Raw genomic sequence first — 21590 nt, 5'->3', positions numbered from 1 at the left:
CTAAGTCGGATAGAAAAACGCAGTAAGAAAGTCAGCGTATTGTGGATGCTGACTCGCTTACTGCGTAGTTTGGCTTAGCCGTTGCCGCGGCTGCCAGATCTGCGCGGGCCTGCAGATTTACCACCTAACAGATTACTATTGCGTGGCTTAGGCTGCTGTGGGCGGCCGGCTGTTTCGTGGCGTGTTGGTGCCTTGGCTGCCTGAGCTTTGTTACTACCTGCCGGGCGGGCTTTGCGTTGACCATTGCCGGGATGATTGCGGCCTTCAAAGCTGCGCAATTGAATAGGCTGGGCCTTGGCATTCGGATCGGGAATGAAGCCATCTATGATTTCCTGAGGAATCTGACGCTTGATGAATTTCTCGATATCAGCCAGCAGTTTGAACTCGTCCACGCAAACCAGCGAAACGGCTTCGCCACTTGCACCGGCGCGGCCTGTACGGCCGATGCGATGCACATAGTCTTCCGGTACGTTAGGCAAATCGTAGTTAACTACGTGCGGCAACTGGTCAATATCAATGCCGCGTGCAGCGATGTCGGTGGCGACTAATACGGACAAACTGCCATCCTTGAATTCAGACAGGGCTTTGGTGCGTGCAGACTGGCTCTTATTGCCGTGGATAGCCATGGCCGTAATGCTTTCTTTGCCCAATTGTTCGACCAGGCGGTTGGCGCCATGTTTGGTGCGTGTAAACACCAATACCTGCGACCATTGCTGCGACTTGATCAGATGCGCGAGTAATGGATGCTTTTTATCACGGTCAACCGGATGGATTTTTTGTGCAATCACTTCCACGGTTGAATTGCGGCGCGCGACTTCTATCATGGCCGGACTATTCAGCAGGCGGTCAGCCAATGCTTTGATGTCGTCCGAGAAGGTCGCTGAGAACAGCAGATTCTGGCGTTTTGGCGGCAGGATCGCCAATACTTTTTTGATGTCGTGGATGAAGCCCATGTCCAGCATGCGGTCTGCTTCATCCAGAATCAGGATTTCGATATGACGCAGGTCTATCGTACCTTGCTGATGGTGATCCAGCAGGCGACCCGGGGTCGCGACCAGTACGTCTACACCTTGCTTGAGCAGTTTAATTTGCGGATTGATGCCGACGCCACCAAAAATAACACCGGAATTCAAAGGCAAATATTTACTGTAAAGGGCAACGCTTTCCTGCACCTGAGCGGCGAGTTCACGGGTTGGTGTCAGTACCAGCACGCGGATAGGGCGGCGCGATGTTTTGTCGCTGGGGCCGTTAGGTTGACTCAGCAATCTTTGCAATACCGGCAAAGTAAAGCCCGCGGTCTTGCCAGTACCAGTTTGTGCCCCTGCTAACAAATCTCCGCCTTGGATGACGGCTGGAATCGCTTGTTGCTGAATAGGAGTAGGGGAGGTGTAACCTTGTTCGCTGACTGCGCGAACGATGTCCTCGGACAAGCCGAGTTCGTGAAATGAGGGCATGAGATTGTACAATCTGAAATCACGGGTGAACTATATCAACCCGGTAAAACCTGTGCTTCGCCGGATGGCGAAGCACAATGGAACTTATACTTTTGAAGCTAAAGACGGAAGCAGCCTGGCGCTTATTTTGCGCTGCCTGCAAACGGCTGCAATACATTGACCATCTGGCCAAAGACGCGAGGTGTGCCGGCCATGACATCACCCTTGTACAGGTAGTCAGATTCGCCGCGGAAATCAGAAACGATACCGCCTGCTTCGGTGATTAACAGTGAACCCGCAGCGATATCCCAAGGCGCCAGACCTTTTTCAAAGAAACCATCGAGGCGACCCATCGCTACATAGGCCAGATCCAGCGCAGCGGAACCCGGACGGCGCAGGCCCTGGCATTTGCCGGTCATGACTTTAAACATTTGCAGGTATTCGTCCAGGCCGGACAAATCACGTGAAGGGAAGCCTGTGCCGATCAGCGCATCAGCCAGCTTATCGCAACGGGTAACACGAATACGTTTTTCGTTCAGGTAGGCACCAGAACCTTTGGTGGCAGTGAACATTTCATTGCGGGTAGGATCGTAAACCACAGCTTGCGTGATCACGCCTTTGTGTTGCAGCGCGATCGATACACAGTATTGAGGGAAACCGTGGATGAAATTAGTCGTCCCGTCTAATGGGTCGATAATCCACACATACTCATTTTCATCATGCAAATTAGCGGATGCACCCGATTCTTCCGCCAGGATGGCGTGCTCAGGATAAGCGCTCTTAAGAACTTCAACAATGGCTGCCTCAGCGGACTTATCAACGTCGGTCACAAAGTCATTGAAGTGTTTTTCAGTAACACTGACGCGGTCGAGGTCGAAAGACGCACGATTGATGACTGCCGCACCGCGGCGAGCGGCCTTAATAGCCGTATTGAGCATAGGATGCATAATTATTCCGATAAAATGACGGCAAACCCGCAGACATTTGCCAAAGCAGCAAAGTTGGTAGTTTGCAATAATGAAAATGGTAAAGAGCAGGCGCTAAATCTGGCAGCAGGCTGTTTTGCTCTACTGATTATAATTAACGCGGATAAACGCTATTTTAAATGAACTTGACAGAAACTGACACATCTCTTTTTACGCGCTTACGTTTTGTACTGGTAGAAACCAGTCATCCTGGCAATATTGGTGCTGCTGCACGTGCCATGAAAACCATGGGATTCAGGCATTTGGTACTGGTCAATCCCAGATTTCCCGATGCCTTGAGTCATCCGGATGCCATTGCGTTTGCCAGCGGCGCACAAGATATTCTGGAGCAAGCTCAGATCGTTGATTCGGTTGCCGCTGCCTTGCAAGGCTGCGAGCTGGTGGCGTCAGTCAGCGCCAGATTGCGCGAATTCTCGCCGCCGGTGCAGACGCCACGCGAATTGGCTGAAGATTTTCAGCGCCAGCTGACTGGTCAGGCCGCCATCGTATTTGGCAATGAGCGCTACGGCTTGCCGAATGAAGTGGTGGTAAATAGTCAGGTGCTGGTGAATATCCCCGCGAATCCTGATTATTCTTCCTTAAATCTGGCGCAGGCGATACAGTTAATTGCTTATGAGTGCAGGATGGCTACTCAAAATGAAGTGCAGAATCCTGCAAAAATCGGCTTCCAAGGGCAACTGGCAAATGCTGAAGAAATTGAAGGTATGTATCAGCATCTGGAGCAGGCTTTAGTGTCGATCGCGTTTCTGAATCCTGCCAGCCCTAAGAAATTAATGCCGAGATTGAAGCGTTTATTTTCACGCACGCAACTGGAAACGGAGGAGGTGAACATTTTGCGTGGCATATCAAAGAAAATTCTTGACCTAAAGAATCTATAACGGCAAGGTTGAGTGAAGCGTAATTGAAAATTGTGCTGAGTGAGATACGTGTAAAAAAGAATTTAACTTTATTTATTGCTTTTGGGTAAAAAATTTCCGGTTTGATATTTTCAGTATGACTTGGTTTTGTTATAACGCTAGCATCTGATGCCAATCTTCTTATTGGCGGGCAATATTTAAGACATTTTGGGGAAATCATCATTTTACCGTTTCGCAGATCCACACTTTCTCTGGTATGTGCCTCCGCGTTAGCTGTGGGTGCTACCGGACAGGCATATGCACTGGGATTAGGCGCGGTTCGTTCGCAGTCTTATCTTGGGCAGATTTTGAAGGCACAGGTTGAGTTAACCGGTGCCGATAGTTCTTCTGTCGATATGTCCTGTATCCATGGCTCGGTCGAGTCGACCGAGGGTGTGATGTTGTCACCAGTGAGTTTGCAACTGGTTCAGCGTGGCGGTAGCAGCTATTTGTTGCTACAAAGCCGCAGAAATATTTCTGAGCCAGCTGTCAAAATTCTGCTCAATATTCAATGTGAAGTGCAATTGCACCGGGAATATCTGTTACTGCTCGATCCGCCCCAAGTGACGGCAGCGCCAGAAAACCTGCCTGGCTTACCTAGTCCCATAGCTGTAACAAAAGTGGACGCTCAGGCAGCACTGACTCAGGGCGGCATGACTGGCAGCGCTGGAAAGGCGCGTTCCCCGGCGAAGCGAACAGGCGAGGGTGGGCCAGACTCAGGAACGGAAATCGTCAAAGCCAAACGGAAAGCGGCAGAGCCTGTTGTTACGTCGACATCCCAGGCTGCGACAAAAAGTAATACGCCTCAGCTCATCGAAAGCCGCGCAAAAGATGCATTGAAGCTTACGGATAGTGCAGAACTGCCCAAGCAGGGCATGAAGATGGCGCAGACTTTGTCAAGCGGTGTGGCCAATGGTAAAACCGGTGCGCAGGACATTGAAGAGTTGCGCCAGGCGCAAGCGCAATTCGCCGCGATGTTAAGAGGCGAAGCGCCAGCCCGGCCTTTACCAGATAAAACGCCGGCAGAAACGACGGAAAAAGCGGAAAAGCTGAAGATACAAAGCCTGCAACAGGAAACCCTGCAGCTGAAAAAGCAAATACAACTCGACAAGTCCCTGTTTGACGAGCTCAGAGAGAATTCCGTTTCGAAAACCTGGCTTTTTATATTGTCAGGGGTGCTCGTGCTGGCATTTGGTTTGGCGGGGTTGTTGTTCGCTTATATACGCAGATTGCACAAGAAGCATGCAGCGAGCTGGTGGGAGCAAAAAGCGGTTAAACCTGAACCTGAGACTAAGAAGAATATTGAGGAATTGGTGGATAGCGTTCAAGCCACTTACTCCCAGGCCAGCGGCGGCGATGCACCAGAGTCGCAATTGCTGGCACGTACGGTACCTTCAGCGGCGCGTCCGACACTTTCCGCGACGCCAGATCCTGTCGTTAAAAATACCGGAAAGCTGGAAGCACATTCTGTTTTTGGAAAAAATTTCACGCCTTCCCTTGAAGATACCAATAGCAGTACCTTCAATTTTTTCTCAAGCAGAAACAACTCTGTAAAGGTTGAGGAAATTTCGGATGTGACTCAGGAGGCTGAGTTCTGGATGTCGGTCAATGATCCTGAGCGTGCAATTGAAATCCTGGAGCCGCAAGCGGATATTGACCAACCGGATTCGCCGGTGCCTTGGCTGTATTTGCTGGATTTATACCGCGTGGTTGGCCAGAAAGAGAAATACGATCATTTGCGCGATCGGTTCGTGGTGTTTTTTAATGCGAACATCCCTGAATTCGAAGTGGATCCAGCCAGTCTGCCTTCCCGTACATTGGATGACTTTGAGCATCTGATGAAGAAAATCTGCGCGATGTGGAATACCAACGAAGCCTTGCCATTCTTGCAGAGTTTGCTGGTGGATGACCGCGACGGTAAGCGTATGGGTTTTGAGTTACCGGTGTATCGAGATATCCTGCTGCTAATTAGCATCGCCAATGAGCTGGAACGTAATCGTACCCTGGACGCGCCTGGCCATGGTTGGAACAAGGTTGAAGACAGTTCAGAGCCGGCGACACCGATATTGGCAACAGAAGATGATAGCAACATTATTAATTTTGAGTTGATCGATTTTCGAAAGCCAGGATAAACCAACTTGCTAACAGCGCTGAATATGTCGCTTTGCCATGATGTTACATGACACATGCCAGATGTAAAAGTGGGAAGCCAGGCTTCCCATTTTTTTGACTAAGCTATGTTGCCTGAGGTCTTAGGCAGCAAAGCTGAGGCATAAACTGCGAAAGTCGTAGCTCAGACTGCCCGCCGCATTTTTTGTACCGTGTAGTTTTTAACTTCAGGTGGCGGTTCGACCAGCTTAACAATGGCAAAGGTGCAGTTGTCGCCCTTAGGTGCGCCTCTGTCGCGCGCCTTACGTATGAGTAGCTCAGATGCTTGCCTCGGGGTATTGGCAGCTACCGCTGCTGACAACTCGGCATCGTCAAAATAATGCCAGAGCCCGTCTGTGCAGAGCAGGAAGCTGTCACCTGCAGCCAGGTTTTGATATTTACCGAAGGTGATGAAGGGCGCTGTATTGCTGGATCCCAGCACGTTCACAAGGATATTGGATAATCGGTGTGTTTTCGCTTCTTCTGGCCGGATTTTTCCTTCGTCGACTAGTTTTTCTACGTAGGAATGATCGCGGGTTTTTTCGCCAAAGTTAGGACCACTGAAACGGTACAGGCGCGAATCGCCTGCATGTGCCCAGATGGCTTCTTTCTGTGGCGTGATGACCAGCGCGGCGAAAGTACTGTGCGGTTCTTTTTCAGAGGACACCGCGGTCAGCTTAATGACGGTATGGGCTTCCTGAAGTATGTTCTCCAGCAAAGTCTCGACATTGCTGCCGGTATAAAATTCATCAAATAGCTGCTTAGCGGTACGGATCACCTGTTCAGCAGCGAGGGCACCACCACTTTTACCGCCCATGCCGTCAGCGACAACTGCCATCATATAGCCGGGCGCACACGGTGCCGCAAATAATGCGACCCGGTCCTGTTGTTCTTGTCGGTCACCGATATGTTGTCCGGTGCCAGCTTCTATCTTATATTGGCTCATACGTCTCGGTAGATTACACTAGCGGAAAGCCAGTTTATTTGGCTTCCCAAAATTTCACACTATTTTACTTTAAGCTGAAGGCTATGAGCCATCCTGAACAAGTACGTCAACGAATAATCGAGCTGGAAGTAGAACATCGTGATCTGGATGTGGTCATAAATACACTGACTACGGATCCTGCACACGATGAATTACAATTGCGTCGCCTGAAAAAACGGAAGTTGCAGCTCAAAGATCACATAACTTTACTGAAAATGCAACTGACTCCTGATGTGCCTGCCTGAATTTTCTGGCAAACTGCGTCCCCTTGATTGAAATTGATTGTCTATTTTGACTGATATCCCTCCTTTATCCACTGATACTAAAGATGGTTTGCACCATCAGGATGTAGCGCATATTTTTGGTTTTGATGGTCCCCTGAGTGCGGCTTTGCCCGGCTACCGCCCGCGCCAGGCGCAGACCGAGATGGCAAAAGCGATCTCCGACGCTATCGCCGGACAAAAAACCTTGCTGGCAGAAGCCGGTACCGGCACCGGTAAAACTTATGCCTATCTGGTTCCGGCGCTGCTGTGGGGCGGTAAAGTCATCGTTTCGACTGGGACTAAGAATTTGCAGGATCAGTTGTTTCAGCGTGATATTCCGACGATCAAAAAAATCCTTAAGGCACCGGTGTCGGTTGCCTTACTCAAGGGCCGTTCAAATTATCTGTGTCATTACCATCTTGAACGCACCCAGCAGAATGGCCGCCTGACCAGCCGAGAGGATGTCGGTTATCTGCGTGACATTTCGCGCTTCATCAAGACCACCATGACGGGTGATAAGTCGGAATTGTCACGGGTGCCTGAAACCGCCAGCGTCTGGAGCCTGGTGACTTCAACTAAAGATACCTGTATGGGTACTGAGTGTCAGTATTATCAGGATTGCTTTGTCATGAAAGCCAGGAAGGAAGCACAGCAGGCCGATGTGGTTGTGGTCAACCATCATTTGTTTTTTGCGGATGTGGCACTCAAGGATACCGGCGTGGCCGAGTTACTGCCATCAGCTAATACGGTGATTTTCGATGAGGCGCATCAGTTGCCGGAAACCGCGACCTTGTTTTTTGGCGATACGGTGTCGACTTCGCAGGTATTGGAATTATGTCGCGATGTGCATGCAGAGGGCTTGTCCCACGCGCGCGATGGGGCTGAATGGTCCAAACTGGTGGCACCGGTTGAAAAGGCTGCACGTGATCTGAGGCTGGCTTTTCCGCAGGATATAGTCCGTCTTTCTATCGATCAGATTGCCGCTTCAAGCCCGTTTTTTGAAGCTTTGGATACCTTAAAAGACAGCATGAGCGAGTTGATTGCGGTGCTGGAAAAGCAGGCAGAACGTGCAGAAACGCTGGAGCAGTGTCGCGCGCGCGCCATTATGCTGCAAGATCAGATCGATGACTGGAATGCCGAGCCGAAAGATGCCACAAAAGCCGGTGATTATGTGTTGTGGGTAGAGGCTTTCTCTGTCTCCCTGCAATTGCACCGGACTCCTCTGTCGATCGCACCGATATTTAATAAACAGCGCGAAGGGGTGCCACGCGCCTGGATTTTTACCTCAGCGACTATGGCGGTGAAAAACGACTTCACCCATTATGTGTCGCAAATGGGTTTATGGAATGAACCGGCATTTACCTGGCCCAGCCCGTTTAATTATCAGGAGCAGGGTTATTTGTATGTGCCGGATGGCATGCCAGACCCGAATTCGCGCGACTATGCGGATGCTGTGATCAATGCGGCGTTGCCAGTGATTACCGCTGCTAAAGGCCGAACTTTCCTGCTATGTACCACGCTTAAAGCAGTACGCTTTAGTGCGGAACGCCTGAAACAGGAATTTGAGCAGCGTGGACTGAATTTTCCCTTATTCGTGCAGGGTGATGCGGGCCGGACTGAATTGCTGGAGCGCTTTAGAAATTCCGGCAATGGCGTATTAATCGGCAGTCAAAGCTTCTGGGAAGGGGTGGACGTACGTGGTGAGGCTTTGTCCTTGGTGATCATCGACAAATTACCTTTTTCCCCGCCGGATGATCCTGTGCTGGCAGCACGTATCACTGCGATGGAAAAAAAAGGGATGAATGGCTTTGTGCATCATCAACTGCCGGAGGCGATCATTAATCTGAAGCAGGGCGCTGGCCGCCTGATCCGCGACGAAACCGATCGCGGCGTGTTGATGATTTGTGATCCACGCCTGATTTCTAAGCCTTACGGTAAGCGCATCTGGCAAAGCCTGCCAGGTTTTGCGCGTACCAGGCTTGAGTCGGATGTATTGGCATTTTTTGAGCGGCTAAGCACTGAAAGTTCAGCGGCGCCACCTGCTAAAGTTTGATGTGACGAGGCGACTTTAACGCTGATCATGACCGCTTTGCTGATCGCGCCGGTGAGCGGTTATCAGTCCCCAGCCCAGTTGGCGCCGGATATCTTCAAGTGCTGTTTTTTCCGGATGCTCTCGCACAGAAGCTGTGGGTCGTGCCGGCTTATCTTGTCTTGCCTTAGTCGATTGGTTTTCCATGATGATTTCCTGTCTGGTCTGAATACTTGCTACGGGTGTAGCAACTGTTTTGTATCTTCCTGAGATTTAGCCTAGTCAAACTTGCGTAAATTAAAAGCAAATTTGCAATGTTTAACACGCATAGAACTTACGCACATGAACAAGCTAGCGGAGTCGTTGTACCGATGATGAATGAGATAAAAGATATAGTCGGAATCAAGCTTGCTGAGACCGGGCGGCTTGTACCTTGGGCAGAAACCTTGTCGGCCTGGAATGCGCTGCAGCTGGAATTCGCGAACCAAGTCGGTCATGCCGCCTATTGCTATACAGAGCGTAGCAATTTGGGTTTACTGGCTCAGGCCGCATTGCGGGCAGGGCGCTACGCGCTCGAGGAGTATCAGATCGTTGACAGCAAAAAGCATGGGCCGCTGCAAGAAGTCTGGGCTGGACGTTGCGATTGCTGGCTATCTGGTGGTGAATATGGTGAGCTGATCGAGGCTAAACAAGAGTTTTTGGCGATACGTTCGCCATTAGCAGCTAAGCAGGCTGAGCGCTTACTGGATCAGGCCGTGGCCGCTGCCTCAATGACGCGCGGCGATACGCCGTTGCCCGCGATTGGCATTGCCTTTCTCCCGGTTTTCTTGCGTGCCAGCTGTGATCCTGAAGCGAGCCAGTTCGAAACCGAACTGCAAAACCTGGTACTGTCCTTGCAAACCTGCAACTCGGATTTTGCTGCCTGGTGTTTTCCTGCTGCGACCCGCAACTATCTTGGGAATGGCGGAAGTGCATTGATGCCCGGCATCCTGCTGTTGGGCAGAGCCGTGGCAGAGCGTACATATTTCTCAGATGTCGATATAAGAAATTAGAATTAGACCGGTCGTCTGCAAACTTTTCTGAAGCCTGTTATAGTAGTCCTCATCAGTAGCAATTAATTTTTAGTAATTGTTTGGCGATGGCGGGATGCTTGCAGGATGAGCGCATTCAATCCTTGCATCATCGTTATCATTATTCTGCTGCTGTGCCGCTGCTCACACCTCAGTCTGCTCATAGTCAGCAGGCGGGATTGAACGACAATGCTGCATTGCTAAAACTACTGAATGCGTATTCACATTAACTTCGGAAGGTCATCATGAGTGATTTAATTCAAAAACTGCAATGGCGTTATGCTGCCAAAAAAATGAATCCGGCTAAAGCTGTTCCTCAGGACAAGCTGGACCGTATTCTGGAATCTATTCGTCTGACCGCAACTTCCAGCGGCCTGCAGCCATATGAAGTGCTGGTTGTGACCAATGCGGAAATCCGTGAAAAGATAAAGGCGATCGGCTGGAATCAGGCACAGATCACGGAAGGCTCGCATTTACTGGTGTTCGCAGCATGGGATAACTACACAGCAGAACGCATCAATATGATGTTTGACCTGACCAATGAAGTGCGTGGTTTTAAAAATGAAGGTTGGGAAAACTATCGCAATATGTTGCTGAACCTGTATCCGGCACGTGATGCAGAAGTTAACTTCCAACACGCTGCGCGTCAGGCCTATATCGGCCTTGGTACCGCACTCATCGCTGCAGCAGAAGAGCAGGTCGATGCAACGCCTATGGAAGGCTTTGATCCGGACAAGCTGGACGAAATCCTGGACTTGCGCGCTCAGGGCTTGCGCAGCGTCGTGATCCTGCCACTCGGCTATCGTGAAGAAGACAAGGATTGGCTGGTGAACCTGAAAAAAGTTCGCCGCACTAAAGAAAACTTTATCCGCGAAGTTAAGTAAGGTGGATCAAGGCTGTCAGCCTGGTTGTCGGTTTTGACAGCCGCTGACAGTCTGATTAGCCGCCACAAAAAAACAGCTGCGTTCTGCACCAGGCAGACGCAGCTGTTTTGCATTCAGTCAGCGCAGATTCAGATTTTCAATTTCATCCCGGTCAGCGCAGGAGCTTCGAGCCGTGCTGATGATGAACCAGGCACGGCAGGGAAACGAGAGCTTTGCTGATTCCAGTCCTGTAATGCCTGTTCCAGTTCGGCCTGATTGCGGCCGACAAAATTCCACCACAACAGCAGGTCTTCCTGTAACGGTTCGCCACCGATTAACAGCACACGGCAGGCCGCGTCACAGCTTAAGTTCAGGTTGCCACTGCCAGGCGGCAGGTAGGCCAGGTGGCCTGGTTCCAGCTCAGTGCCATTCACGCTGGCTTTACCTTCCAATACCAGTACGCCATATTCAAAGCTGGCTTCCAGCGGCAGCTCTGTGCGTGCTGCAGCGGTGCTGCTGAAATCCGCACCACATAGCGGGGAAAACACTTCGACCGGCGAGGTATGTGCAAGCAGGCTGCCGGCCAGAACGGTAATCCGGTAGCCATCCTGCTCCATTACCGGCAGTTCAGGATAATTACGGAAGCCTGGTGCGCGCTGGCGTTCATTGTCCGGCAAGGCGATCCACAACTGCGCAGCATGCAGGCGAGCGCCGTCCTGCACACTGTCTTCGGTATGTACGATGCCGTGACCTGCCGTCATCAGATTGACCTGACCCGGTTTAACGATTTGCTGGTGTCCGGCCGAGTCACGGTGGTAAAGCTCGCCTTCTATCATCCAGGTAAAGGTTTGCAATCCTATATGCGGATGTGCGCCTACATGCATGCCTTTACCGGCGGCGAACTGGGCCGGGCCGACATGGTCGAGAAAGCACCAGGCGCCTATCGTTTTTTGCTCACGATGCGGCAGCGCACGCCGTATAGTGGTGTCTTCGCCGATCACAGAAGTACGCGCTGTGAGCGTGCGCAGGGTGGCGCTGTCGGTCGTCATTTGAGTATCCGTTGACATAGCAAATTGGCTTAAGCTGGCTCGGTGAGTGAGGTGGCGATACGGACTTCACCAGTCAGGATTTTATGAACCGGACAGGCGTTGGCAATTTTTAGTAACTGTTCGCGCTGCTCCTGACTCAGTTCACCTTGTAACTCGATCACACGCACGATGTCATTGCCGGCTTCCGGTTTGCCGTCAGGATTCAGTGACAGCTTCACTTGTATGCCGGTCAGTGGAATCTGCCTGCGTGCTGCGACCATTTGCACGGTAATCGCGGTGCAGGAACCCAGGCTGCCCAGCAGCAAACGATCAGGTGACGGCGCGGTGTTGGCACCACCGACTTCTAAAGGTTCATCGGCTTGCCATTGATGGCCCAGATCATCGCTCAGATGAACGAGGTAAGGGGTGTCGCCTAAGCTGGCGGTAACGGAAGGTATGCCTGACATGCTGACTCCAGAAAAAAAAGAAAAAGTGTAGTGCGCTCCGGTGCTGGCTAGCAGGTCGTTGACTGACTGCGCACAGGTGGTTGAGATGGTGCCACAATTTCAATTCACAAGTGAGATGGCGCTGCGTCTGATCAAGCGTATCGCTGGCCAGGTGTAGTAGGTGCTGAATTGACAAGCGCCATTGCAGAAATCATGACTGCTAATTGAATGACTATTGAGTTTTACGCGAAGGCGCCCATCTGGCCTTGGTCTGATACAGCCTGAGGAGGCGATGTGTGGTGGATAGGATGCATTTTAATTAGCGTGATTTGTGCTCTGGTCTTGGTGCCGAAATGGCGCTTGCATCAGGTATTGGGCAAGGCATTTCCGTTGCCGTATTCAAAAATCTTGCGCAGGAATCTGCCCGGTTACAGCAGGATGCCTACCGATTTGCAGATGCAGCTTAAGCGACGCATACGTCAATTTCTGTTTCAGAAAAAGTTTGTTGGTTGTGATGGTTTGCAGGTGACGGATGAGATGCGCGTCACCATCGCAGCGCGTGCTTGTTTGTTGTTGCTGAACCGGGAAACCGAGGTCTATCCTGATTTGAGCCACATACTGTTATATCCGGGAGTGTTTGTGGCGCCGCGCAGTCAGATGTTGGACGGCGGCGTGGTGACCCATACCAATCAGGGCTTAAGCGGCGAATCCTGGAGCGATGGACGCGTGATTTTGGCCTGGGATCAGATTGTGCCGCCTACACCAGAGCAGACAGCTGCGCTGGCCGGTCAGGACGTGGTTTTACATGAATTTGCGCATCAGCTCGATAGCGAGAGTGGCAGCACCAATGGCGCGCCGGTGTTAGCCGGGAAGAACGCCTATGCATATTGGTCCGAGGTCATGCAGCGCGCCTATGAACGCTTGCAGCATGCACTCAACCAGCAACAGGAGACAGTGCTTGATCCTTATGGTGCGACCAGTCCGGCCGAATTTTTTGCTGTGGCGACCGAAGCCTTTTTCAGGAAAAGTCATGCACTGGCGGAGGCTGAGCCTGAGCTGTATGGCTTACTGCGTCAGTATTACCGGGTGGATCCGCTGGACTGGCTGTGAATACAGTCCGGATAAGGGAATGCCGCCAGAACCCGCATGGATATTGGGTTTTGGCGGCATGAGGGTGATCAGATTGTTTATTTAGACTGCCTGCAGCGCCTGTTCCAGATCAGCGATCAGGTCATCGATATGTTCGATACCGATCGATAAACGCACGGTTTCTTCTTTGACGCCGGCTTTCGCTAATTCTTCCGGATTCAATTGTCTGTGGGTGGTACTGGCCGGATGGCAGGCCAGCGATTTGGCATCGCCGATATTCACTAGCCGCGTGAACAACTGCAAAGCGTCCTGGAAGCGCGCTCCAGCTTCACGTCCGCCTTGCAAGCCGAAAGTCAGGATGCCCGATGGTTTGCCGCCCAGGTATTTCTGCGCCAGCGCATGATCAGGGTGATCCGGCAGACCTGCGTAATTGACCCAGCTGACTTTGCTATGTGTCTGCAGATAGCGCGCGATGGCGGCAGTATTCTCAGTGATGCGATCCAGCCGCAAGGCCAGTGTTTCTATACCCTGCAAGATTTGAAACGCGTTAAACGGTGATAAAGCCGCGCCGGTATTGCGTAAAGGGACCACCCGTGCACGGCCTATGTAGGCGGCTTCACCGAGTGCTTCGGTGTACACCACACCGTGGTAAGACGGATCAGGTTCATTCAAACGCTTGAAGCGCGCTTTGTGCTGCGCCCAGGGGAATTTGCCGGAATCGACGATGATGCCGCCTATGGTTGTGCCGTGGCCACCCAGGTATTTGGTCAGAGAATGCAGCACAATATCGGCGCCGAATTCAATAGGGCGCAACAGATACGGTGAGGGCACGGTGTTATCCACGATCAGCGGCACGCCATGGCGATGCGCAACTGCTGCGATGGCTTCGATATCGGTGATGTTACCCAGCGGATTGCCGATGGATTCCACATACACCGCCTTGGTTCTGTCATCGATCAGCGCGGCGAAGGATTCCGGATCACGGTAGTCGGCAAAGCGGGTCTGGATGCCGAACTGGGGCAGGGTATGAGCGAACAGATTATAGGTGCCTCCATACAGCGTTGATGCCGATACGATATTGTCACCGGCTTCGGCGATGGTCTGGATCGCATACGTGATCGCAGCCTGGCCCGAGGCTAAGGCAAGCGCCGCGATGCCACCCTCTAAAGCGGCGACCCGCTTTTCCAGCACATCATTGGTCGGATTCATGATGCGCGAATAGATATTGCCCTGAACTTTCAGGTCAAACAGGTCTGCGCCATGCTGGGTATTGTCAAACGCATAGGCCACGGTCTGATAAATCGGTACCGCGACAGAACGTGTGGTGGGATCAGGCGAATAGCCGCCGTGTACAGCGATGGTTTCTAATTTCATGGTCATCCTCGGGTCAAGAAAACCAGTTGATCTTAGAAAGCACGCTCCTTTACGGCAAGGAATATTTTGCTATTTTTATATGATTAAAAAATATGAACAGCACCGATGTGCATTGCAGTCAGCCCGCAGCAGGCTGACTGAGCCACACGCAATCAGGTAATCGCTTCCAGCTGCTCTTGCTGTTCCAGCCAGTCGATCTCCAGCTGCTCCAGCTCTTTGACTACATAGGCCTGATCCAGCAGCAAGGCTTTCAGCTTTTCTTTATTCGCTTCGTCGTAAATGCTGCTGTCTTCCAGCTGGCTTTCTATGCTGCTTTTTTGTGCATTCAGTTTCGCCATATTTTCTTCCAGGCGCTTGATACGGTTTTCTATAGGCTTACGTGCTGCAGACAGGCGCTGGCGTTGTTCTGCATCGCGTTTGCGCTGCTCTTTGTCATCGACCTTAACAGCGACAGGCTGCACCTGCGGCAAGCTGTCCTTCACTTTACTTTTTTCAGGCAGAGAAGGGCTGGCAGCGGCTTCCAGCTTGCTTTTGAACAGCCAGTTCTTATAGTCATCCAGATCGCCGTCGAAAGGCATGAGCTTGCCATCAGCGACGATGATGAACTGATCGGTGGTGGCGCGTAACAGATGGCGGTCATGGGATACCACTACCAGCGTGCCTTCGAACTGCGCCAGCGCTTCGGTCAGGGCTTCGCGGGTTTCCAGATCCAGATGGTTGGTCGGTTCATCGAGTAACAACAGGTTAGGGCGCTGCCATACGATCATCGCCAGCGCCAGACGCGCTTTTTCACCGCCTGAGAAAGGTTTGATCGGGCTGGTTACCATGGTGCCAGGGAAGTTAAAGCCACCGAGGAAGTTACGCAATTCCTGCTCACGTACATCCGGTGCGATGTGGGCCAGATGCCACAACGGTGATTCGTCATGGCGCAGCATTTCTACCTGATGCTGGGCGAAGTAACCGATAGACAGGCCTTTACCGGTTTGCATGGTGCCTGCCAGCGGCGAAATGTCACCGACGATGGTTTTGATCAGGGTCGATTTACCGGCGCCATTCACGCCGAGCAAACCGATGCGCTGACCGATCTGCAGCGAGAAATTGACGTCGCCGACGATCTTTTTCTCTGTAAAACTATGATCGGTTTCTGATTCCAGACGATAGCCGCAATCCACGTCTTCCATCACCAGCATAGGATTTGGTGCGCTCAGAGGCTCGCGGAATTCAAATGAAAATTCGGCTGCAGCGCGTAATGGCGCCAGCTCTTCCATTCTGGCCAGTGCCTTGATACGGCTTTGCGCCTGTTTGGCCTTGGTCGCTTTGGCTTTAAAGCGGTCGATGAAGGATTGCAGATGCGCGCGTTTGCGGTTCTGCTTTTCTATCATGCCTTGTGCCAGTTCCAGCTGGGCTGCGCGCTGGCGCTCGAACGCAGAGTAATTGCCTGAATAACGTTTGAGCTTGCGATCATCAATATGGACCACCACATTCACTACACCATCGAGAAAATCGCGGTCATGGGAAATGATGATCAGGGTGCCGGCATAGCGTTTGAGCCAGTCTTCCAGCCAGATAATCGCGTCCAGATCCAGATGGTTGGTCGGTTCATCGAGTAATAACAAATCCGACTTACACATCAGCGCCTGCGCCAGATTCAGGCGCATACGCCAGCCGCCCGAGAAGCTGGCCACAGACTGTTCTAACTGATCCAGCCGGAAACCCAGGCCGATCAGCAATTGTTCAGCCCGTGAGCGTACCGTGTAGGCGTCAGCATCGGCCAGAGCACCATACAGGTTACCGATCTGTATGCCATTGTCATGGCTTTCCGGCTGTGCTTCCAGTGCGGCTAATTCGGCTTCCAGCTTACGCAGGGTCACATCGCCATCAATCGCATAGTCTATCGCACTGCGCTCCAGCGGCGGGGTTTCCTGCGCGACGTGGGCCAGTTGCCATTTGGCTGGAAATTCTATACTGCCCTGATCCGGATGTAATTCTCCGCGCAGCATCGCGAACAGGCTGGACTTACCCGCGCCATTGGAGCCGATCAGACCAATTTTATCGCCGGGGTTGAGCGTCACATCAACGCTGTCAAACAAAGGTTTGGTACCGCGGGCGAGAATGACTTGTTGCAAACGTATCATAGAGAATTCAATTCGGAGTAAGGCTGTGAGCCGCAGCGCCACAGCTGATATAGCATTAAGACTGCACTGAGCTGCACTGAGCTGCACTGAGCTGGCGGAACTTATCGCTGAAATATCAGTGACAGCAAGGCCATCAGCGCTGCGCATTATGCTTCAGCCGGGCTGATGGCCCAAAAAAAACAGGCAAAAACGGGCAGAAACAGGAAAAAGCGGGCAAACGGGCAAATTCAGCTTTGCCCTGTTCTACATTTTGCTGCGTGTGTAATCAGGCCTGGAAATCCTGCAAATCACGTGCTTCGATCAGGAATACCATGTCGTCGCCTGCGCTGGTAGAGACCCAGGTCAGGTTCAGTTCAGGGAAAGCCGCTTCCGCAAATGCGCGCTCATTACCGATTTCCACCATCAAAATACCGTCGTCTTTCAGGCGCTGCGCGGCACCCGCGACAATCTTCCTGACCAGATCCATGCCATCATCGCCACCAGCCAGCGCGATTTGCGGCTCATGCAGATATTCCTGCGGCAGGCTGGCCATAGAACCGGAATTCACATACGGCGGGTTAGTGATGATCAGGTCATATTGCTTATCCGGCACATTGGTGTACAGGTCAGACTGGATCAGATTGACCCGGTCTTGCAACTCATAAGTCGCCACGTTTTTGCGTGCGACTTCGAGCGCGTCAGCGGAAATATCGACTGCATCCACCTGCGCATTCTGGAACATATCGGCCAGCATAATCGGCAGGCAGCCGGAACCGGTACACAGTTCCAGGATATCCGTGATGCTGTCAGGATCATTCACCCAAGGTGAAAAATGTTCAGGGATCAGTTCAGCAATGAAGGAGCGCGGCACGATCACGCGTTCATCCACATAAAAATTATAGGTGCCAAGCCAGGCTTCATTGGTGATGTAGGAAGCAGGTACGCGGTCTGTGGCGCGGCGCTCAATGACTTGCATGACTTTGCTGATTTCTTCCGGCAGCAGACGCGCATCCAGGAAAGGATCAATTTTATCCAGTGGCAGATGCAGGGTATGCAGCAACAGATAGGCTGCCTCATCCAGCGCATTAGCACTGCCATGCCCGAAAAACAGCTTTTCCTGATTGAAGCGGGTGACTGCATAGCGCAACAGATCGCGCAGGGTGGAAAATGGTGATGTGGAAGTAGTCATAGTCGTTAATGATTGATGAACGGGCTGAAGATCAGCGGCGCTATACCCTATCAGGTCAGCAGATTTTCCAGCGTTCGTCGGTAAATATTCTTTAAAGGTTCGATATCCGCCAGCGCGATATGCTCGTCGATTTTATGGATGCTGGCGTTGGGAGGGCCGAACTCTACCACTTGCGGGCAAATCTTGGCAATGAAACGGCCATCAGAAGTGCCGCCTGTGGTCGATAATTCAGTCTCCAGCCCGGTTTCTGCGCGTATCGCAGCGGCCAGCGCGTCGCTCAGGCTGCCTTTAGGCGTCAGGAAGGGATGACCGCCTACGGTCCATTTGAGCGCATAGTCCAGGCCGTGTTTGTCCAGGATCGTATGGACGCGCTGTTGCAGGCCTTCGGCTGTGCTGGCGGTCGAAAAGCGGAAGTTGAAATCAATGACCGCTTCACCCGGAATGACATTCGAGGCGCCGGTCCCGGCATGGATATTCGACATTTGCCATGAAGTTGGCAGGTAGTAGTCGTTGCCTTCATCCCAGACTTCAGCGACCAGCTCTGCCATCGCTGGCGCAAACAGGTGAATAGGATTTTTAGCCAGTTGCGGGTAAGCGATATGGCCTTGCACACCACGCACCGTCAGTTTGCCTGACATAGTGCCGCGTCTGCCGTTTTTAATGGTGTCGCCCAGCTGCGCAGAAGAGGTCGGTTCGCCGACGATGCAGTAATCGAGCTGCTCGCCACGTTCTTTTAACTGATTGCAGACCACGACGGTGCCATCGGTGGCCGGGCCTTCTTCATCGCTGGTAATCAGAAAGGCAATCGAGCCCTGATGATCCGGATGGGCGGCAATGAATTCTTCGGTGGCGACCACAAACGCAGCAATCGAGGTTTTCATATCGGCCGCACCACGGCCATACAATTTACCGTCACGTTGGGTGGGTATGAACGGGGCAGATTGCCATTGGACGACCGGGCCTGTAGGCACCACATCGGTATGTCCGGCAAATACCAGCACGGGCTGCTGGGTACCACGGCGCGCCCACAGATTGGTCACGTCGCCGGATTGTATGGTTTCACAGGTAAAACCCAGTGGTTCCAGCAATGAAATCAGGGTGCGCTGGCAGCCTTTATCCTCAGGGGTAACGGAGTCGAGTGCGATTAATTGCTCGGTCAGAGCGAGGGTTTTACTCATGGTGTTCAGAACCGGGAAAAAATAGTGTTGAACGTGTCAGGTGTGAAACCTACCGACACATGTGCAATGCCTTGTGCATCGCTGATTTGCAGCACCGGACGCTTGACCAGCGAAGGATTGCTGAGTATCAGTGCAATCGCCGCTTCGCTATCACTGGCGGATTGTTTTTGTTCTTCGCTGAGTGCACGCCAGCTGGTACCTTTGCGGTTGATCAGCACATCCAGGCTCAGATGCGCCAGCCATTGTTCTATCGTGGCGCGTTCCAGACCTTGTTTTTTGAAGTCATGGAACACGAAATCCGGATGCTGTTCCTGCATCCAGACCCGGGATTTTTTGACGGTGTCACAATTTGGGATGCCGTACAGGGTGATCTTGCGTGGACTGCGATTCATTGGTTAATTCTTTAACGGTTTAAACGTTCAGCGTGAATTCGGTGAAAGAGGCTTCTTCTTTGGTTTCCGGCTCAGGTTCCGGTACCGGTGCCTGATTGGTCGACGTTTCATTATTCAGCAGCCACAACAGATTATTGGCTGAGTCGGCATTGGCCAGACCTTCTTCCTTGCTGATCAGGCCATCCTTAATCAGAGTCATCAGTGCGCGCTCAAAGGTTTGCGAGCCAGGCGACAGACTTTTCTCGATTGCTTCCTTGATCTGGAAAATATCGCCTTGTTCTATCAGCTCAGACACATAGCGCGTGTTGAGCATGATTTCGACCGCCGGACAGCGGCCGCCATCAACGGCACGGATCAGACGCTGTGAAATGATGGCGCGCACCGACGAGGCCAGATCCAGTAACAGCGCAGTGCGGTTTTCCATAGGGAAGAAGCTGATGATGCGGTTCAGCGCCTGATAACTGTTATTCGCATGTAGCGTCGCCAGTACCAGATGGCCGGACTGTGCATAGGCAATCGCCGCCATCATCGTATCCAGATCACGGATCTCACCGATCAGTATGCAATCCGGTGCCTGGCGTAAAGAGTTTTTCAAGGCAGTCTTCAGGCTTTCCGAGTCACTGCCGATTTCACGCTGATTGACGATGGATTTTTTACTGCGGAACAGGTATTCAATCGGATCTTCCAGCGTCAGGATATGGCCGGACTTCACTTCATTTCTGTGATCCAGCATCGATGCGATGGTAGTCGATTTTCCTGAACCGGTTGCACCAACCACCAGAATCAGACCACGCTTTTCCATGATCAGATCAGACAGCACTGGCGGCAGATTCAGGCTGTTCAATTTCGGAATATCACCAGGAACGAAACGGAATACGGCCGAGATCGAGCCACGCTGACGGAAGGCCGATAAACGGAAGCGACCTATGCCAGCCGCGCCGATACCGATATTGAGTTCGTTTTCGCGCTCCAAGACTTCCAGATGCTCAGGCGCGACGACTTCGGCTAACAGGGCGAGGATATTCGCCTGATCCATACGCTGCTGATTGATGGGTAGCAGATTGCCATTAATCTTGAGATGGACTGGTGAATTGATTGCGAAAAACATGTCCGAAGCATGTTTTTCTTTCATGAGCTGAAACAAGCGCTCCATTGCTGCCATGATGCTTCCTTTTCCCTGTTATACGAATTATTCTGGTGTTACTTTTGCCAAGCAGTGCTGGTCTGCTGCAGGTAGCTGGCCAGCACTGACGGGTTTGCTGAATTATGCGCCGCGCAGTAATTCGTTGATACTGGTTTTAGAACGGGTTTGTGCATCGACGCGTTTGACGATCACTGCACAGTACAGGCTGTATTTGCCATCCGCAGAAGGCAGGCTGCCGGAAACCACAACCGAGCCGGAAGGTACGCGGCCATAGCTGACTTCGCCGGTGGCACGATCATAAATTTTGGTCGACTGGCCGATGTAAACACCCATGGAAATCACAGAATTCTCTTCCACGATCACACCTTCCACGATTTCAGAGCGCGCGCCGATGAAGCAGTTATCTTCAATAATAGTTGGGTTTGCTTGCATAGGTTCTAAAACGCCACCAATGCCCACACCACCGGATAAGTGAACGTTTTTACCGATTTGCGCGCAAGAGCCGACTGTGGCCCAGGTGTCTACCATCGCGCCTTCATCCACATAGGCACCGATATTGACGTAGGAAGGCATCAACACCACGTTTTTGGCAATGAAGCTGCCGCGACGTGCGACTGCTGGCGGCACCACGCGGAAACCGCCTTTGGCAAAGTCTTCAGCGGTGTAATTAGCGAATTTCGTCGGCACTTTGTCATAGAACTGCATATGGTCGCCGGACGGCATGCAAATATTGTCTTCCAGGCGGAAAGACAGCAGCACGGCTTTCTTTACCCATTGATTCACATGCCATTGACCATCGATTTTTTGCGCGACGCGCAGACTGCCTGCATCCAGTTCGGACAACACGTGTGCGACTGCTTCACGCACTTCGGCAGGTGCAGATTTCGGAGAAAAACTGGTACGGTCTTCCCAGGCTTGATCAATGATTTGCTGTAATTGTTGAGTCATGGTGATGTTGGCTTT

General features: G+C 52.0%; 21 protein-coding genes. 8 read left to right on the top strand and 13 right to left on the bottom strand.

The window, feature by feature from the left end:
* Positions 1–74: 74 nt before the first annotated feature.
* Both H8K43_RS02225 and H8K43_RS02220 read right to left on the bottom strand, forming a co-directional pair.
* Positions 75–1454: a DEAD/DEAH box helicase gene (locus tag H8K43_RS02225; RefSeq protein ID WP_186902344.1), complete on the bottom strand. Its 1380-nt coding sequence runs from the start codon at positions 1452–1454 to the stop codon at positions 75–77.
* Between the two features lie 122 nt (positions 1455–1576).
* Positions 1577–2371 carry an inositol monophosphatase family protein gene (locus tag H8K43_RS02220; RefSeq protein WP_186902525.1) on the bottom strand — a complete coding sequence of 265 codons (795 nt, stop codon included), beginning with the start codon at positions 2369–2371 and terminating at the stop codon, positions 1577–1579.
* A 3-nt stretch (positions 2372–2374) separates the two neighbouring features.
* Between H8K43_RS02220 and H8K43_RS02215 the strand changes: the two genes are divergently transcribed.
* From H8K43_RS02215 to H8K43_RS02205, 3 genes are all read left to right on the top strand, one after another.
* Positions 2375–2542, top strand: a complete 168-nt coding sequence (locus H8K43_RS02215) for a hypothetical protein (RefSeq protein ID WP_186902343.1) — start codon at positions 2375–2377, stop codon at positions 2540–2542.
* The gene (locus tag H8K43_RS02210; RefSeq protein WP_186902342.1) at positions 2539–3297 is read left to right on the top strand and encodes an RNA methyltransferase; all 759 of its coding nucleotides are present in this window, start codon (positions 2539–2541) and stop codon (positions 3295–3297) included. The genes H8K43_RS02215 and H8K43_RS02210 overlap by 4 nt, the downstream gene beginning before the upstream one ends.
* 254 nt (positions 3298–3551) lie before the next feature.
* A complete protein-coding gene (locus H8K43_RS02205; RefSeq protein WP_186902341.1) occupies positions 3552–5447 on the top strand; it encodes a type IV pilus assembly protein FimV in 1896 nt (631 codons plus the stop codon).
* A 161-nt stretch (positions 5448–5608) separates the two neighbouring features.
* Here H8K43_RS02205 and H8K43_RS02200 read toward each other — a convergent pair whose 3' ends face one another.
* Entirely contained in the window at positions 5609–6409 is an 801-nt protein-coding gene (locus tag H8K43_RS02200) for a PP2C family protein-serine/threonine phosphatase (RefSeq protein ID WP_186902340.1), read from the bottom strand.
* A gap of 83 nt (positions 6410–6492) precedes the next feature.
* Between H8K43_RS02200 and H8K43_RS02195 the strand changes: the two genes are divergently transcribed.
* Positions 6493–6693 carry a YdcH family protein gene (locus tag H8K43_RS02195; protein ID WP_186902339.1) on the top strand — a complete coding sequence of 67 codons (201 nt, stop codon included), beginning with the start codon at positions 6493–6495 and terminating at the stop codon, positions 6691–6693.
* 55 nt (positions 6694–6748) lie between these two features.
* The gene (locus H8K43_RS02190) at positions 6749–8764 is read left to right on the top strand and encodes an ATP-dependent DNA helicase (RefSeq protein WP_186902524.1); all 2016 of its coding nucleotides are present in this window, start codon (positions 6749–6751) and stop codon (positions 8762–8764) included.
* Between the two features lie 15 nt (positions 8765–8779).
* On the opposite strand, the gene H8K43_RS02185 is transcribed toward H8K43_RS02190, so the two are convergent.
* Positions 8780–8947 carry a hypothetical protein gene (locus H8K43_RS02185; protein WP_186902338.1) on the bottom strand — a complete coding sequence of 56 codons (168 nt, stop codon included), beginning with the start codon at positions 8945–8947 and terminating at the stop codon, positions 8780–8782.
* A 164-nt stretch (positions 8948–9111) separates the two neighbouring features.
* On the opposite strand from H8K43_RS02185, the gene H8K43_RS02180 reads away from it, so the two are divergent.
* Entirely contained in the window at positions 9112–9792 is a 681-nt protein-coding gene (locus tag H8K43_RS02180) for a hypothetical protein (protein WP_186902337.1), read from the top strand.
* Between the two features lie 263 nt (positions 9793–10055).
* Complete coding sequence (locus H8K43_RS02175) at positions 10056–10694, top strand: NAD(P)H-dependent oxidoreductase (RefSeq protein WP_162018648.1); 639 nt, start codon at positions 10056–10058, stop codon at positions 10692–10694.
* Between the two features lie 128 nt (positions 10695–10822).
* On the opposite strand, the gene H8K43_RS02170 is transcribed toward H8K43_RS02175, so the two are convergent.
* Together H8K43_RS02170 and H8K43_RS02165 are read right to left on the bottom strand one after the other, a co-directional pair.
* Entirely contained in the window at positions 10823–11722 is a 900-nt protein-coding gene (locus H8K43_RS02170; RefSeq protein ID WP_186902336.1) for a pirin family protein, read from the bottom strand.
* 29 nt (positions 11723–11751) lie between these two features.
* Positions 11752–12168: an OsmC family protein gene (locus tag H8K43_RS02165; RefSeq protein WP_186902335.1), complete on the bottom strand. Its 417-nt coding sequence runs from the start codon at positions 12166–12168 to the stop codon at positions 11752–11754.
* Positions 12169–12441: 273 nt separating this feature from the next.
* Here H8K43_RS02165 and H8K43_RS02160 point away from each other — a divergent pair, with 273 nt between their 5' ends.
* Positions 12442–13257, top strand: a complete 816-nt coding sequence (locus tag H8K43_RS02160) for a M90 family metallopeptidase (RefSeq protein ID WP_186902334.1) — start codon at positions 12442–12444, stop codon at positions 13255–13257.
* 81 nt (positions 13258–13338) lie between these two features.
* Here H8K43_RS02160 and H8K43_RS02155 read toward each other — a convergent pair whose 3' ends face one another.
* From H8K43_RS02155 to dapD, 7 genes are all read right to left on the bottom strand, one after another.
* The gene (locus H8K43_RS02155; RefSeq protein ID WP_186902333.1) at positions 13339–14610 is read right to left on the bottom strand and encodes an O-acetylhomoserine aminocarboxypropyltransferase/cysteine synthase family protein; all 1272 of its coding nucleotides are present in this window, start codon (positions 14608–14610) and stop codon (positions 13339–13341) included.
* 152 nt (positions 14611–14762) lie between these two features.
* Positions 14763–16745: an ATP-binding cassette domain-containing protein gene (locus tag H8K43_RS02150; protein WP_186902332.1), complete on the bottom strand. Its 1983-nt coding sequence runs from the start codon at positions 16743–16745 to the stop codon at positions 14763–14765.
* 265 nt (positions 16746–17010) lie between these two features.
* A complete protein-coding gene (gene prmB / locus H8K43_RS02145; RefSeq protein ID WP_186902331.1) occupies positions 17011–17913 on the bottom strand; it encodes a 50S ribosomal protein L3 N(5)-glutamine methyltransferase in 903 nt (300 codons plus the stop codon).
* A 50-nt stretch (positions 17914–17963) separates the two neighbouring features.
* Positions 17964–19091, bottom strand: coding sequence for a succinyl-diaminopimelate desuccinylase (gene dapE, locus H8K43_RS02140; RefSeq protein ID WP_186902330.1), 1128 nt, complete (start codon positions 19089–19091; stop codon positions 17964–17966).
* A 5-nt stretch (positions 19092–19096) separates the two neighbouring features.
* A complete protein-coding gene (locus H8K43_RS02135; protein ID WP_186902329.1) occupies positions 19097–19483 on the bottom strand; it encodes an arsenate reductase in 387 nt (128 codons plus the stop codon).
* A gap of 19 nt (positions 19484–19502) precedes the next feature.
* The gene (locus H8K43_RS02130) at positions 19503–20645 is read right to left on the bottom strand and encodes a PilT/PilU family type 4a pilus ATPase (protein WP_230403613.1); all 1143 of its coding nucleotides are present in this window, start codon (positions 20643–20645) and stop codon (positions 19503–19505) included.
* Positions 20646–20747: 102 nt separating this feature from the next.
* The gene (gene dapD, locus H8K43_RS02125; protein WP_186902328.1) at positions 20748–21575 is read right to left on the bottom strand and encodes a 2,3,4,5-tetrahydropyridine-2,6-dicarboxylate N-succinyltransferase; all 828 of its coding nucleotides are present in this window, start codon (positions 21573–21575) and stop codon (positions 20748–20750) included.
* Positions 21576–21590 lie beyond the last annotated feature (15 nt).

Source organism: Cognatundibacterium curvum (genome assembly GCF_014284235.1).
GTDB classification, from domain to species: domain Bacteria; phylum Pseudomonadota; class Gammaproteobacteria; order Burkholderiales; family Burkholderiaceae_D; genus Undibacterium; species Undibacterium curvum.
This window is presented reverse-complemented; position numbering and strand designations above follow the sequence as displayed.

Coding starts and splice junctions, on each gene's coding strand:
- H8K43_RS02225 (WP_186902344.1), bottom strand. CDS start 1,454: ATGCCCTCATTTCACGAACTCGGCTTGTCCGAGGACATCGTTCGCGCA.
- H8K43_RS02220 (WP_186902525.1), bottom strand. CDS start 2,371: ATGCTCAATACGGCTATTAAGGCCGCTCGCCGCGGTGCGGCAGTCATC.
- H8K43_RS02215 (WP_186902343.1), top strand. CDS start 2,375: ATGCATAATTATTCCGATAAAATGACGGCAAACCCGCAGACATTTGCC.
- H8K43_RS02210 (WP_186902342.1), top strand. CDS start 2,539: ATGAACTTGACAGAAACTGACACATCTCTTTTTACGCGCTTACGTTTT.
- H8K43_RS02200 (WP_186902340.1), bottom strand. CDS start 6,409: ATGAGCCAATATAAGATAGAAGCTGGCACCGGACAACATATCGGTGAC.
- H8K43_RS02195 (WP_186902339.1), top strand. CDS start 6,493: ATGAGCCATCCTGAACAAGTACGTCAACGAATAATCGAGCTGGAAGTA.
- H8K43_RS02185 (WP_186902338.1), bottom strand. CDS start 8,947: ATGGAAAACCAATCGACTAAGGCAAGACAAGATAAGCCGGCACGACCC.
- H8K43_RS02180 (WP_186902337.1), top strand. CDS start 9,112: ATGATGAATGAGATAAAAGATATAGTCGGAATCAAGCTTGCTGAGACC.
- H8K43_RS02175 (WP_162018648.1), top strand. CDS start 10,056: ATGAGTGATTTAATTCAAAAACTGCAATGGCGTTATGCTGCCAAAAAA.
- H8K43_RS02170 (WP_186902336.1), bottom strand. CDS start 11,722: ATGACGACCGACAGCGCCACCCTGCGCACGCTCACAGCGCGTACTTCT.
- H8K43_RS02165 (WP_186902335.1), bottom strand. CDS start 12,168: ATGTCAGGCATACCTTCCGTTACCGCCAGCTTAGGCGACACCCCTTAC.
- H8K43_RS02155 (WP_186902333.1), bottom strand. CDS start 14,610: ATGAAATTAGAAACCATCGCTGTACACGGCGGCTATTCGCCTGATCCC.
- H8K43_RS02150 (WP_186902332.1), bottom strand. CDS start 16,745: ATGATACGTTTGCAACAAGTCATTCTCGCCCGCGGTACCAAACCTTTG.
- prmB (WP_186902331.1), bottom strand. CDS start 17,913: ATGACTACTTCCACATCACCATTTTCCACCCTGCGCGATCTGTTGCGC.
- dapE (WP_186902330.1), bottom strand. CDS start 19,091: ATGAGTAAAACCCTCGCTCTGACCGAGCAATTAATCGCACTCGACTCC.
- H8K43_RS02135 (WP_186902329.1), bottom strand. CDS start 19,483: ATGAATCGCAGTCCACGCAAGATCACCCTGTACGGCATCCCAAATTGT.
- H8K43_RS02130 (WP_230403613.1), bottom strand. CDS start 20,645: ATGGCAGCAATGGAGCGCTTGTTTCAGCTCATGAAAGAAAAACATGCT.
- dapD (WP_186902328.1), bottom strand. CDS start 21,575: ATGACTCAACAATTACAGCAAATCATTGATCAAGCCTGGGAAGACCGT.